The organism is Stenotrophomonas ginsengisoli, assembly GCF_001431485.1.
Lineage (GTDB): Bacteria > Pseudomonadota > Gammaproteobacteria > Xanthomonadales > Xanthomonadaceae > Stenotrophomonas > Stenotrophomonas ginsengisoli.
This window is the reverse complement of the sequence record NZ_LDJM01000057.1, coordinates 1-13,261: the sequence shown is the minus strand read 5'-3', so window position 1 is coordinate 13,261 and position 13,261 is coordinate 1. Positions and strand designations below refer to the sequence as shown.

The 13,261-nt window shown below is 66.2% G+C and carries 9 protein-coding genes and 1 pseudogene; 7 read left to right on the top strand and 3 right to left on the bottom strand.

Annotation, left to right across the window (positions count from 1 at the left end):
* The 6 genes and pseudogenes from ABB30_RS16550 to ABB30_RS15115 form a co-directional block, all read left to right on the top strand.
* Positions 1–287 (top strand): annotated as a pseudogene (locus tag ABB30_RS16550) (hypothetical protein); the annotation flags it as partial.
* Positions 275–1,912 (top strand): BatD family protein, encoded by a 1,638-nt coding sequence (locus ABB30_RS15135; protein ID WP_083489921.1) that lies wholly within the window; start codon positions 275–277, stop codon positions 1,910–1,912. The pseudogene ABB30_RS16550 and the gene ABB30_RS15135, both read left to right, overlap by 13 nt.
* Before the next feature lie 88 nt (positions 1,913–2,000).
* Positions 2,001–3,320, top strand: a complete 1,320-nt coding sequence (locus ABB30_RS15130; RefSeq protein ID WP_083489922.1) for a dicarboxylate/amino acid:cation symporter — start codon at positions 2,001–2,003, stop codon at positions 3,318–3,320.
* 107 nt (positions 3,321–3,427) lie between these two features.
* The gene (tkt, locus tag ABB30_RS15125; protein WP_057639148.1) at positions 3,428–5,434 is read left to right on the top strand and encodes a transketolase; all 2,007 of its coding nucleotides are present in this window, start codon (positions 3,428–3,430) and stop codon (positions 5,432–5,434) included.
* 177 nt (positions 5,435–5,611) lie between these two features.
* Complete coding sequence (locus tag ABB30_RS15120; protein WP_057639147.1) at positions 5,612–5,980, top strand: BlaI/MecI/CopY family transcriptional regulator; 369 nt, start codon at positions 5,612–5,614, stop codon at positions 5,978–5,980.
* A complete protein-coding gene (locus tag ABB30_RS15115) occupies positions 5,967–7,250 on the top strand; it encodes a TonB family protein (protein ID WP_057639143.1) in 1,284 nt (427 codons plus the stop codon). Before ABB30_RS15120 ends, ABB30_RS15115 begins: the two co-directional genes overlap by 14 nt.
* A 90-nt stretch (positions 7,251–7,340) precedes the next feature.
* On the opposite strand, the gene ABB30_RS15110 is transcribed toward ABB30_RS15115, so the two are convergent.
* From ABB30_RS15110 to ABB30_RS15100, 3 genes are all read right to left on the bottom strand, one after another.
* Positions 7,341–10,451 carry a TonB-dependent receptor gene (locus ABB30_RS15110; protein ID WP_057639146.1) on the bottom strand — a complete coding sequence of 1,037 codons (3,111 nt, stop codon included), beginning with the start codon at positions 10,449–10,451 and terminating at the stop codon, positions 7,341–7,343.
* A gap of 406 nt (positions 10,452–10,857) precedes the next feature.
* Complete coding sequence (locus tag ABB30_RS15105; RefSeq protein WP_057639142.1) at positions 10,858–11,679, bottom strand: S1/P1 nuclease; 822 nt, start codon at positions 11,677–11,679, stop codon at positions 10,858–10,860.
* 128 nt (positions 11,680–11,807) lie between these two features.
* Positions 11,808–12,434, bottom strand: a complete 627-nt coding sequence (locus ABB30_RS15100; protein ID WP_057639141.1) for an OmpW/AlkL family protein — start codon at positions 12,432–12,434, stop codon at positions 11,808–11,810.
* A 218-nt stretch (positions 12,435–12,652) separates the two neighbouring features.
* Here ABB30_RS15100 and ABB30_RS15095 point away from each other — a divergent pair.
* Positions 12,653–13,261, top strand: a 609-nt coding sequence (locus ABB30_RS15095) for a type I glyceraldehyde-3-phosphate dehydrogenase (RefSeq protein ID WP_161808876.1), incomplete at its 3' end; no start/stop codon positions are given.

The window sequence follows — 13,261 nt, the reverse complement described above, 5'->3', positions numbered from 1 at the left end:
AGCAAGGCCAGCAGGGCCAGGGCGTTGCGGGCAATGCTGGTTTTGATGCGGCCGCCCAGGCGCAGGCCAACCAGGCCCAGCGCCAGGCGCTGGAGCAGGCGCTGGCGGCAGGCCAGCCTGCGCCGGATGGCCAGGCCGGCGTCGGTGTTGCTGCCGGCCAGGCCGATGCCACGCAGGAGCAGGAGCAGGCCCAGCAGTTCTGGCTGCGTCGTGTGCCGGACGAGCCCGGCGCCCTGCTGCGGCGCAAGCTGCTGCTGGAAAAGGAGCGCCGGCAATGGCAGCGATGATTGTGCGCCACGGGTTCGGCCTGGCCTGGCTGTTGCTGGTGCTGTGCCTGCTGCCGCTGGTCCCGGCGCAGGCCCAGGTACAGGCGCAGCTGGACCGGAGCCAGTTGGCGCTGGGCGAGGTGGCCACGCTGACCATCAGCGCAGAGGGGGCTGATGCCAGCCCGGATTACGCGCCGCTGGAGCGGGACTTCCTGATCTATTCGCCGACCATGCGCCGTTACAGCCAGATGCACAACGGTCGTTTCGACAGCCGGGTGGAGTATGTGCTGGGCATCCAGCCACGGCGTGCCGGCCAGCTGCAGGTGCCTGCATTGCAGGTGGGCAGGCACCACACCGCGCCCTTGTCGTTGACCGTGACCGATGCGGCTGTGGCCGGCAGCGCTGGCAGTGCCCCGGGCGCTGGCCCGGGCTTGAGCTTCATCCGTACCCGTGTGGATACGGCCAGCCCCTGGGTGCACCAGAGCGTGGGCGTGGTGGTGGCCTTGTATTACGCCACCCAGCTGTCCGGCGGTGAGCTGGTCCAGGACGTGCCCGAGCATGCCGGCCTGCAGCGGGTGGGCGATGACCGGGTCGACCAGGCCGTGGTCGATGGCCGCCATTACAACGTGGTGGAGCGGCGCTACCTGCTGTTGCCCGAGCGCAGTGGCCTGCTGTCGCTGCCGCCGGCACGCTTCCGTGGGCGCGCGGTGGGGGCCGGGCGCGGCCAGCTGCTGGTGGCCGAACAGGATCCGCCGTTGCAGATGCGGGTCCAGGCCCGGCCGGCCAATGCGCCTGATCCCTGGCTGCCGGCCCACGACCTGCTGCTGGGTTGGCAGGTGACGCCGGACCGGCTGGAGGTGGGGCAGGGCGTGGAGCTGGTGCTCGAGGCCCAGGTCGACGGTGCCTCGCGTGCCCAGCTCGATAGCCTGCCGCTGCCTGCCGATGGGCCCGGCTACCGCTTGTATCCGCAGGCCACCGAGGTGGAGGAACGTTTTGACGGTGATCGCCCGCAACTGCTGCTGCGCCGTCGCGTGGTGGTGGTGGCCGAGCAGCCCGGTCCGTTGCAGCTGCCGGCAGTGCAGCTGGACTGGTGGCAGGTGGACAGCGGCCAGCGGCGGCGTACCGTGCAGCCGGCCATCAGCGTACAGGTGCTGCCTGCCGGTACGGCCCGGCCGGCAGCGGCGGCCACCGCGCCAGCATTGCCTGCGGTAGCGCAGGCTCAGCAGCCGGCACCGGCGCGACAGGCTGGCATGGTGTGGGGGCTGGCCTTGCTGGCCATGGCCCTGGGCGCCGGGTTGCTGTGGTACTGGCGCCGGCGGGGCGCGCCTGCCGCGTTGCTGCCGTTGGCCGCGACAGGCCAGGCCAATCTGCAGCAGCAGCTGGCCCAGGGCAGCTGGCAGGAGATCATCGATGCCTTGCAGGCCATCACCGGTACCCACGATTGGCCGGGCCTGATGGGCGCTTTGGCCGACCGCCAGCAGCAACAGGTCCTGCACGATGCCCAGCGCAGCTGGTGGGGTGCCGACGGCAATGACCGGGTCGCAGCCCGGGCGGCATTGCGCGCGGCATTCGCGGCCGGCCCGGCCCTGCATCCGGCGCCTGTCACCGTGCCCGTGCAGCCGCTGCCACCGTTGTATCCGCCGTAAGCGGCCCGGCCAGACCATGGCCCATCCGGCAGGTAGCGCGGTGCCTGCATCCTGCTAGGCTGTGCGTTCAAACCGCATGGGGATGGTGATGGGCAAGGCGCAGGAAAAGGCAGCCGGCATGCCGCTGCACTGGAAGATGGGTATCGGTTTTGCTGCCGGCCTGCTGGTTGGTCTGGTGGTGCACTACCTGGCCGCCGATGCGGCCTGGATCAAGCAGGTGATCACCTGGGTGACCACGCCGCTGTCCACGATCTTCCTCAACCTGATCTTCATGCTGATCGTGCCGCTGATGTTCTCGGCCCTGGTCATCGGTGTGGCCGAGATGGGCGATGTCAGTGCGCTGGGGCGCATCGGCTGGCGCACCCTGGGCTACACCATCGTGCTCACCGGTACGGCGGTGGCCATTGGCCTGGTGATGGTCAATGTGTTCAAGCCCGGCGCCGGTGTGGACCCGGTCATGGCCCAGGCCATGCTGGCCGAAAATGCACAGCGCAGCGCGCAGATCATCGCCAGCCTGGACAACCAGCCCACCGGGCTGGAGATGTTCCTGTCCATCGTGCCGTCCAATGTACTGGCCGCAGCCAGCAGCAATGGCGCGATCCTGTCGCTGATGTTCTTCGCCCTGATGTTCGGCGTGGGCATGGTGCTGTCACCGGCGGAAAAGGTGTTGCCGCTGAAGAAGGTGATCGAGGGCGTGTTCGAGGTCTCCATGACCCTGATCGGGCGGGTGATCCGCCTGGCCCCGTACGCGGTGGCCTGCCTGATGTTCAACCTGGTGGTGGTGTTCGGCGGCGAGGTCATCGTGCGCCTGGGCGCCTACGTGCTGGTAGTGGTGGCCGCGCTGGCGGTGCACATGTTCATCAGCTACTCCATCGCCCTGAAGCTGTCCGGGCGCTCGCCGCTGGCCTTCTTCCGTGGCACCCAGGAAGCCACGCTGATGGCGTTTTCCACCGCCTCCTCCAATGCCACCCTGCCCACCGCGCTGCGGGTGGCCGACCAGATCGGCCTGCCGCCGAAGATCTCCCGATTCGTGCTCACGGTGGGGGCCACCGCCAACCAGAACGGCACATCGCTGTACGAGGGCGTCACCGTGCTGTTCCTGGCCCAGTTCTTCGGTGTGGACCTGAGCTTTGGCCAGCAGGTGCTGGTGATGGTGGTGTGCATCCTGGGCGGCATCGGCACCGCCGGCGTGCCGGCCGGTGCGTTGCCGGTGGTGGCCCTGATCTGCGGCATGGTCGGCATCAACCCGCTGGGCATCGGCCTGATCCTGGGCGTGCACCACCTGCTGGACATGTGCCGCACCGCGCTCAATGTCACCGGTGACCTGGTCCTGACCAGCCTGGTGGCCGCGCATGAACCGGCGCAGGCCGAAGGCGCTACGGCGCTGGCCTCCGACCGCCAGGACTGAGCCACTGCGGTGATGCCTGTGCCACCGGTCAGGGGCCGGTGGCCGGGTGGGTATGGGATAATGGGCAGCCCGCAGCTCCGCGGTCGTCACTGTCCTTGAAGAACACCATGACGCAGCCCACCCGCCGCCAGTTGGCCAACGCCATCCGTTTCCTTGCCGCCGATGCGGTTGAAAAAGCCAAGTCCGGCCACCCCGGCATGCCGATGGGCATGGCTGACATCGCCGAAGTGCTCTGGAACGATTACCTGAGCCACAACCCGAGCAATCCGCAGTGGTTCAACCGTGACCGCTTCGTGCTGTCCAACGGCCACGGCTCGATGCTGCATTACGCGCTGCTGCACCTGAGCGGCTACGACCTGTCCATCGACGAGCTCAAGGCCTTCCGTCAGCTGGGCAGCAAGACCGCCGGCCACCCGGAGCGTCATGAGACCCCGGGCGTGGAAACCACCACCGGCCCGCTGGGGCAGGGCTTTGCCAACGCCGTGGGCCTGGCCCTGGCCGAAAAACTGCTGGCCCAGCGCTTCAACCGCCCCGAGTACGACATCGTCAACCACCGTACCTGGGTGTTCATGGGCGATGGCTGCCTGATGGAAGGCGTGTCGCATGAAGCCGCTTCGCTGGCTGGCACCTGGGGCCTGGGCAAGCTGGTCTGCTTCTGGGACGACAACAACATCTCCATCGACGGCAATACCGATGGCTGGTTCACCGATGACACCGCCGCACGCTTCGAGGCCTATGGCTGGAACGTGGTGCGCGATGTCGACGGCCATGACGCGGACAGCATCAAGGCCGGCATCGAGGCTGCCCTGGGCCAGGACGACAAGCCGACCCTGATCTGCTGCCGCACCACCATCGGTTTTGGCTCCCCGGCCAAGGCCGGCAAGGAATCCTCGCACGGTGCACCGCTGGGCGCCGACGAGCTGGCCGCTACCCGCGCTGCGCTGGGTTGGCAGCACGGCCCGTTCGAGATTCCCGAAGAAATCTATGCCGGCTGGCGCGCCAACGGCACCGGCACCTACCGCCAGGCCGAGTGGGAGCAGCGCTTTGACAAGTACGCGGCGCATTACCCGGAACTGGCTGCCGAGCTGACCCGCCGCTCGCATGCCGAGCTGCCGGCCGATTTCCTGGCTCAGGCCGATGCCTACATCGCCCAGGTCGCCGCCGAAGGTGCCACCATTGCCTCGCGCAAGGCCTCGCAGAATGCGATTGCCGCTTTCGCCCCGCTGCTGCCGGAAATCGTCGGCGGCTCGGCCGACCTGGCCCACTCCAACCTGACCCTGTGGAAGGGCGCCACCTCGGTGGCCAGCGATGACGCCAACGCCAACTACGTCTATTACGGCGTGCGCGAGTTCGGCATGAGCGCCATCGCCAACGGCCTGGCCCTGCACGGCGGTTTCCTGCCGTTCGATGCCACCTTCATGGTGTTCAGCGATTACGCCCGCAACGCGCTGCGCATGAGCGCGCTGATCCCGGCCCACGTCATCCACGTTTACACCCACGACTCGATCGGCCTGGGCGAGGACGGCCCGACCCACCAGCCGGTGGAGCACCTGGCCTCCCTGCGCTACATCCCCAACAACGATGTGTGGCGCCCGTGTGATGCGGTGGAATCGGCCGTGGCCTGGAAGCAGGCCATCGTGCGCAAGGACGGCCCGTCCTGCCTGGTGTTCAGCCGCCAGAACCTGGCCCACAACGTGCGCTCGAGCGAGCAGATCGCGCAGATCGAACGCGGCGGCTATGTGCTGGCCGATGCCGCTGGCACCCCGGCCCTGATCCTGATTGCCACCGGCTCGGAAGTGGAGCTGGCGACCAAGGCCAAGGCCGAGCTGGATGCCCAGGGCATTGCCACCCGCGTGGTCTCGATCCCGTCCACCGACGTGTTCGAGCGCCAGGACGCGGCTTACCGTGAGTCGGTGCTGCCCAACGCCGTGCGCGCCCGCGTGGCGGTGGAAGCCGGTGTCACCGGTTTCTGGCGTGCTTACGTCGGCCTGGACGGTGCGGTGATCGGTATCGACACCTTCGGTGCCTCGGCCCCGGCCGACAAGCTGTACCAGCACTTCGGCATCACCGTCGATGCGGTGGTGGCCGCTGCCAAGGCCCAGGTCCAGCGCTGATCCGCTGAGCCCTGTGGATGACAAGAAAGCCGGGCACTGCCCGGCTTTTTTGTGCCCGGTGATCGGGAAGGGCAACGTGGGCGCTTGACCGTTCGTCGGCAGGCAGCGCTGGCGCACTTGACGGCTGCTTTCGTTTACGCGTGTAATCAGTCCGTCTGATTACGAGTGTAAACGATGATCCAGATCTCCGAAGCCGAATCGCGGGTGATGCAGGTGCTGTGGGAGCAGGCACCGCGCAGCGCCGAGGAGGTGATCACTGCCCTGGCCGATACCGGTTGGGCCGAGGCCACCATCAAGACCCTGCTCAACCGCCTGCTCAACAAGGGCGCGATCGCCGCCAGCAAGGACGGCCGACGCTACCAGTACGCGCCGCTGATCCAGCGCGATGCCTGGATGCTGGAGGAAAGCAGCAGCCTGCTCGAGCGCCTGTTTGATGGCCGGGTCGCGCCGCTGGTGGCCCACTTCAGCCAGCACCGCAAGCTCAGTGCGGCCGATGTGGCGCAGCTGCGTCAGCTGCTGGAGGAGATCGACGATGGCCAGCCTTGAGATCATGCAGCCGCTGTTGCAGGTCACCCTGGCCAGCAGCGCCGCCTGCCTGCTGGTGCTGCTGCTGCGCGGGCCGCTGCGCCGGCGCTTGGGTGCCGGTGCCGCTTACGGGCTGTGGGCAATGGTGCCCCTGTCGGCGGTGGCGCTGCTGCTGCCGGCCCCGCGCACGGCCGTGCTCGCCAACCCGGTTGCTGCCGTGGTTGGCCCGATGTTGCCGGTGCCCGGCTCCGTGTCGGTCGGCTGGGGCTGGGCCGATGGCTTGCTGCTGCTGTGGGGAGGCGGCGCGCTGTTGATGGCGGCCCTGCTGTGCTGGCAGCAGCGGCGTTTCGTGCGTGCCCTGGGCCCGTTGCAGGCATTGGGCAACGGCTGCTGGCAGGGCGCCGATGTTCCCGGCTTGCCGGCGCTGGTCGGGGTGCTGCGGCCGCGCATCGTGCTGCCGGCCGGGTTTGCCCACCGCTACAGCGCCGATGAGCAGGCGCTGATCGTGCTGCACGAGCGTATCCATCTGCGTCGCGGCGATGGGTGGATCAATGCCCTGGTTGCCCTGTGGTGCTGCCTGTTCTGGTTCAACCCGCTGTTCGTGTTGGCGCAGCGCTGCCTGCGGGCCGATCAGGAGTTCTCCTGCGATGAGCGCGTCATCGCCCAGCGCGGCGATGCACGCCGCAGTTATGCCAGCGCCATGCTCAAGACCAGCCTGGCGTTGTCCCCGCTGCCGGTGGGTTGCCACTGGCAGGACATCCATCCCTTGAAGGAGCGAATCGTCATGCTGAAACGTGAACAACAAACGCCGCTGCAACGTCGCCTGGCCGGCGTCGGTGTCACCGCTGCCGTACTGCTGCTGTCGACGGTGGCTTGGGCTGCACAGCCGGCACAGCCAGCACAACCGGCACAACCGGCACAACCGGCAGCGGCCCCGGTGCAGAACAACGGCCGGATCACGGCCGAAGTCGATGCGCTCGGCGCGGCAACGGTGGATGTCCAGGTCCGGGAGATGAGTGCCCCGGTGTATCCGGGTGAAGCGTTTGCCCGGGGACAGTCGGGCAAGGTGGTGCTGGAAATCGAGGTTGGCGTGGACGGCAAGCCGACCGCCATCGAGGTGGTGGAGTCCAGCCCGGCAGGGGTGTTTGATGCCAGCACCGTGGCGGCGGCCTGGAAGTGGCAGTTCAACCCGTCGCAGGAAGATGGCAAGCCGGTGGCCGGCAAGGTGCGGGTGCCGGTGTGGTTTGATCTGGATGAGACCACCACCCACAGCACCAACAGCGGTAGCTGATCCACAGCTCAGCAGTGTGCCGGTTTCAATGCAGACGGCCCCGGTTTCCCGGGGCCGTCTGTTGTTGCGTTGCTGCCTTGCTCAAGGTGATCAGAAGTCGTAGGACACGGCCAGACGTACGAAGCGCGGGGTCTGGCGGGCCTGCGGCAGCAGGTAGGTGTTGGAGACGATGTACGGATCGGCTTCGGAGGTCACGTCCACCTGCAGCGGCTTGTCCTCGTTGAGGACATTGAACACCTGCAGGTTGACGCCCAGCTTGCCGTCCAGCACGGCCGGCCGGTAACCGATGCTCAGGTCCAGCTGGCGCGTCCACGGGGTGCGCTTGTCACCGGGCTTGGCAATCTGGCCAAAGCAGGTGTGGTAGCTGGGGCCGTAGCCGATCGGGTCGCCTTCGCTGGAGCTTTCGTCAATGCTGCCATCCGGGTTGAAGTAGCCCAGGCAGCTGATCGGGGTGCCCGACTGCACACGCAGGTTGCCGGCCACCGTCCATTCCTCGGTGATGGCGTAGCTGCCATACAGCTTGATCTGGTGGCGGCGGTCATTGGCCAGGTAGCCGTTGGCGTACTGCATGATCTGCCAGGCGTCCCAGTCCTGGGTCTTGGAGATGTTGACCTGGCCGAACTCGCTCTTGACCTGGCCTTCGTTGTTGCCGTGGCTCTTGGCGTAGGTGTAGTTCAGGCGGCCTTCCCACTTGCCGTCAAACGGATGTTCCAGGTAGATGTCCACGGCCTGGTAGGTGCGCTGCAGGCCATTGGTGAAGCCCCAGTCCTGCGAGCTCATCACATAGTCGGTGCGGCCGCCGATGTGGTTGCCGGCAGCGTCCACGTTGGCCAGGGAGAAGGTGTTGCTGCCGCCCGGGTTGAACATGTAGCAGTAGGCCACTTCCACATGCTTGCCGGAGGTGTCGCGGCCGATGTACTTGCCGTCCTTGTCACCGACATTCTCCAGACCGTTGTGGTCCATGAAGGTGTACGGGTCGCAGATGTCGTCGATGGAGGACTTCAGGTCGCGATAGGTGAACTTCACACCCGCCGACCAGTTGGCGTTGAGCATCTTGTCAAAGCCCAGGATGTACTCGTCCTGGTACATGTTCTTCAGGTCGCTCGGTGCGAAGGCCAGCACGTCCACCGGCGTGCCGTATTCGCCGTTGGCCGAGACCGCGCCCGGCGGCGGTGCGCCATTGACCCCGCCCACGGCGGTCAGGCCTGTCGGTGCACCGTTCTCGTCGATACCCGTATAGGTGTAGTACTGGTTGGTGTAGGTCGAGGCCGAAGCACCGCGGATGGCCACGTTGTTGGGCATGGCCAGGAAGTAGCGGCCGGCATTGCCGAACACCTTCAGGCTGGCATCACCCAGTACGTCCCAGCTGAAGCCGATGCGCGGCGCCCACTGGTCGCTGGAGGACATGTAGGCCGCACCACTGTTGTTGCTGTTGGTGAACTCGTCGTTTCGCAGGCCCAGGGTGACCAGGAAGTCATCGGTGATCTGCCAGCGGTCTTCCAGGTACCAGGCCTTCTGCTCCAGCGACATGCTGGTATTGGTGAAGTAGCGGCGGTCGCTGACGTAGTAACCATCGCCACCCGGGGCACCCACACCAAGAGCGGCATTGATGTTGCCGGTCGGGGTGCCGCGAGAGTAGATCCAGTAGGCCGAATCCTGCGACTGGCCTTCGTTGTTGGCCTCGAATTTGATGTTGTCGATGCCCACGCTCAGGGTGTGGTCGCCCACCACCCATTCCAGGTCGGCGCGGATGCCGTCGGTTTTGTTGACGCCGTCGCGGCCGAGGTAGCCGGCCAGCTTGCTGAACACCGGGCTGCCGCCGGTAATGGACGGATCCTGGTTGGTGGCGTTGCCGACATGGGCCACGCCGGGCAACTGGTAGGGCGTGTCCTTGGCAGTGAACTCACTCTGGCCGTAGGTGGCACTCAGGGTCAGGTTGTCGGTGAGGTAGCCGGTGTATTTGAAGATCCTGTACTCGCTGTCGCGCTCCTCCTCGGTTGGCGTCAGCGCCAGGCGCTCACCGCGCTGCCCGGTTTCGATGTCGTAGCTGCGGTAGTAACCGGAGTAATCATTCTTCTCCTTCATCCACGTGCCTTCCAGCATGTGGTTGTCGGTGATGTTCCAGTCGATCTTGGCGTAGATCTTCGGGTTGTCGGTTTCGGCGTAGGTGGTGCGGCCGGTACTCAGCGAGTTGGAGTTCAGGGTTTCGTCAACCTTGCGGGCCTCGCCGGCGAGGAAGAAGAACAGCCGGTCCTGCACGATCGGGCCGCCGACGTAGGCCGAGTAGGTGGTGGTTTCCTGGCCGGCACCCTTGCCACGCGAATACAGCGTGCCGGGCATGTCCGCGTCTTCGTATTCGTAACCGGCCGGCAGGGCGATGTCCGGCAGGTAGAGGTTCTTGTATTCCTCGCGCAGGGAGTCCGGCTCCCACAGGACCTGGGCGCCGAATTCCCATTCATTGGTGCCGCGCTTGCCGACCTGGTTGATCACGCCGCCGGCCGAACGGCCGTACTTGGCGCTGTAACCACCGGTGAAGGTTTCCTGCTGGGCAATGGCGCCATAGGGCAGGGAGAAGCCGCCGAGGTTGGAGACCGGCTCGCCGGAGAAGTAACCGTTGATGTAGTAGGCGTTTTCCGACACGCCGGCACCGCCGAAGGAGACCAGGCCTTTCAGGGCGCTGTAGCCGGCTGCACCGGAGACAGCGCCCGGGGCGAGCAGGGCCAGGGCTTCGGCCGAGCGGCCCAGCGGCAGGCGGGCCAGCTGCTCGGCAGTGATCACACTGCGCGTATCGGTGGTGGACAGGTCAATCGCCGCCGGGGTGGTGGCGGTGACGGTGACAGCTCCCAGGGTGGTGGCATCGCCATTGGCGCTGCCGCCGCTGGCAAAGGAACTGTCGGCCGAGCTGCCGATCACCACGTTGACCTGGTTGCTGCCGATGACCTGGCCATCGCGGGTCACGGTGACGGTGTACTGGCCCACCGGCAGGCTGCTGAAGCTGTAGCGGCCGTTGGCATCCACCGTGGCGGTACGGCTCAGGCCGCTGGTGTTGCTGACCTGCACCGTGGTGGTGCCGCTGCCGGCAGCCAGCGGCACATTGCCGTGGATGCTGCCGGTGGTGCTCTGGGCCTGGACGCCGCCGGCGATGCACATACCCAGTGCAACGCTCAAGCCGGCACGCCGTAAGGTCTTGCTGTGGATCATCGAGGTGCTCTCCATTGGTGAGGCCTGTCTGGACCCGCGTAAGCGGTGAGCGGCAGGTTTTTCGGAGAGTAGCGAAACACAAGGATTTGTGAACAATCCTTTAATGAAAATTTGAAGTAGTCACATATCTGTCGCATTTGCGTGCGAGATGCTGTCGCGCAGCAAAATGCGACTTTTTGTTTTTACAGCACTTTTTTCGAGCCGAAAGACGACCGATCCGGTGCTGTTTAGCGGGCCTTGCAACCGCGTCGGACAGGGCAATGTGGCGTCTGCGCAAAAGTCATCTGTGCGATGCCGCATTCGGGGTTGTGAAAGCGGTCACACAGGTCGGCATCGGATCGACCGGATGGCACAACGCCCGCACACGGCGGGCGTTGGGGTATTGCCTGGCTTGCTGGCAAACGGCTCAGTCGTGTGCGGGCGTTGCCAGCAGGGTGTTGAGCAGGTCGGCCAGGTGCTCGCCGGCCAGGCGCAGCTGACCTTCGGCCACCGGCAGCTGCTGGTCCACGTAAGCCTGGCCGATGCGGCGCCGGGCCGGGTAGACCCCGTCGCTGACTGCAATGCGGCAGCTGTTCTCGGCCCAGCCGGTCACCTGGGCCGGGGCCAGTACCGGGTCGGGCAGGGCCTGCAGGCGGGTCAGATAGGCCGGGTTGTCCAGGCCGCGGGTGGCGATCATGCCGCTGTCCCACAAGGCATGCAGGTTGCTGCCGCGGCCGTTGTGCTGGATCTGCAGGTCGTTGCCGCCCTTGTCATGGCTGTAACCGGCATGCATCGGCTGGTGGATGTCGCCGACGAAATGGACCACGAACTTCAATGCCTGCAGGCGCTGTTCGGCCGGCAGGGTGGTGTCGGCCAGGCGCTGGCCCTGCTGCTCGATGGCCGCGATCACGCAATTGCCGTCGTGGCAGTGCTGTGCCGGCTGGTAATGGCATTTCTCCTGCGCGCTCTGTTCCGGCGAGGCCAGGTTGACATAGTGCCAGCGCGCGCTGAGCCGGCCCAGTTCCGGGTCGCGCTCGCGCAACTGGTCGGCCCAGGATGCAATGGCGGCGATGTCCGGATGTCCTTCCAGGGCCAGCAGGGCATCGATCTGCGCCTGGGCCTGCGGGGTGAGGCGGGTCTGCGCGACCTCGGCGACCAGGGCATGGCCCTGCCTGCCCCAGGCCGCCGCCGGGGAGGCAAGGGTGCTGGACAGCAGGCCAGCCAGTACGGGAATCAGAAAACGGTTCATGGCAGCAGTCTAGCGTTGGCCGCGGTTGCGGCGAGGGGGCAAAAGTCATGCCCGGCGTGTTGCCGCCAGAAACGACAAAACCCCCGGCCACAAGGCCGGGGGCGGATCACCGGGAGGGGGAGGTGATATCAGAAGCTGTGGACGTAGGAGACGCCGTAGACCATCGGGTCGATGTTCACGGTGCCGATGGCCGCGCCATCCAGCTTGACCTTGGTGTCGATGTCGGCCCAGCGGGCATCGATGCGCAGGGCACCGTTGTCGCTGATCTTGAAGTCCACGCCGACATGCGCGGCCAGGCCCCAGGAGTCATCCAGCTTCAGCTTGCTGCCGGCCAGCGCACCGCCGGTGGATTCGCTGAAGAAGGTGGTGTAGTTCACGCCCAGACCGATCAGCGGGGAGACCTTGCCGGCGCTGTTGAAGTGGTACTGCAGGCTGACCACCGGCGGCAGGTGCTTGGTCGAGCCGACGCGGCCCAGGCCATCGATGTTGATGTCGTGCTTGAACGGCAGGGCGCCGAGCACTTCGATGCCCACGTTGTCGGCGATGAAGTATTCGCCGGTGATGGTCGGCTTGATGTCGCTGTCCACGTCAACGGCCAGGGTGCCGCCGGCCAGCTTGCCGTTGTCCGAGGTCGGGTTGACCGAGCCGATACCGACGCTGGCGGTCCAGTCACCCTTGGACTGGGCCATGGCCGGAGCGGCGATCGAGGCGGCAGCCAGGGCGAGGGCGGAAAGCATCAGGGTGGTCTTGCGCATGGTGGGCATCTCGCTGTGTGGAGGTGTTTGGTGTGGGCACAGTGTCGGCAGCACCGACCAGGACGGCGTTGATCGGAATCAATTGACTGTGCCCTGTTCAGCTGCGGGCAGGGTGCGGTTTGCCCGTACAAGTCGCTGTCATCGTGCGCCGGACTGCTAGAATGCGGCTCCCTTTACCACCCCGCCGCATGCACGCGGCTGCAGGAGACTTGTCACTCATGGCAATCAAGGTTGGCATCAACGGTTTCGGTCGCATCGGTCGCAACGTGCTGCGTTCGGCAATCGAGAACTTCGGCAACGACATCGAGATCGTCGGCATCAACGATCTGCTGGAGCCGGACTATCTGGCCTACATGCTCAAGTACGACTCGGTGCACGGCCGTTTTGACGGCAGCGTCGAAGTGCAGGGCAACAACCTGATCGTCAACGGCAAGACCATCCGTCTGACCGCCGAGCGCGATCCGGCCAACCTGAAGTGGGATGAAGTCGGTGCCGAGGTGGTGATCGAATCCACCGGCCTGTTCCTGGACAAGGTGTCGGCCCAGAAGCACATCGATGCCGGCGCCAAGAAGGTCATCCTGTCGGCCCCGTCCAAGGACGACACCCCGATGTTCGTGCATGGCGTGAACTGCAAGACCTACGCCGGCCAGGCCATCATCTCCAACGCCTCGTGCACCACCAACTGCCTGGCCCCGCTGGCCAAGGTCATCAACGACAAGTGGGGCATCAAGCGTGGCCTGATGACCACCGTGCACGCTGCCACCGCCACCCAGAAGACCGTCGATGGCCCGTCCAACAAGGACTGGCGCGGTGGCCGCGTGCACGGT

Bases quoted from the DNA above. Each gene is read 5' to 3' on its own strand.
- ABB30_RS15135 (WP_083489921.1), top strand. From the start codon at position 275: ATGGCAGCGATGATTGTGCGCCACGGGTTCGGCCTGGCCTGGCTGTTG.
- ABB30_RS15130 (WP_083489922.1), top strand. From the start codon at position 2,001: ATGGGCAAGGCGCAGGAAAAGGCAGCCGGCATGCCGCTGCACTGGAAG.
- tkt (WP_057639148.1), top strand. From the start codon at position 3,428: ATGACGCAGCCCACCCGCCGCCAGTTGGCCAACGCCATCCGTTTCCTT.
- ABB30_RS15115 (WP_057639143.1), top strand. From the start codon at position 5,967: ATGGCCAGCCTTGAGATCATGCAGCCGCTGTTGCAGGTCACCCTGGCC.
- ABB30_RS15110 (WP_057639146.1), bottom strand. From the start codon at position 10,451: ATGATCCACAGCAAGACCTTACGGCGTGCCGGCTTGAGCGTTGCACTG.
- ABB30_RS15105 (WP_057639142.1), bottom strand. From the start codon at position 11,679: ATGAACCGTTTTCTGATTCCCGTACTGGCTGGCCTGCTGTCCAGCACC.
- ABB30_RS15100 (WP_057639141.1), bottom strand. From the start codon at position 12,434: ATGCGCAAGACCACCCTGATGCTTTCCGCCCTCGCCCTGGCTGCCGCC.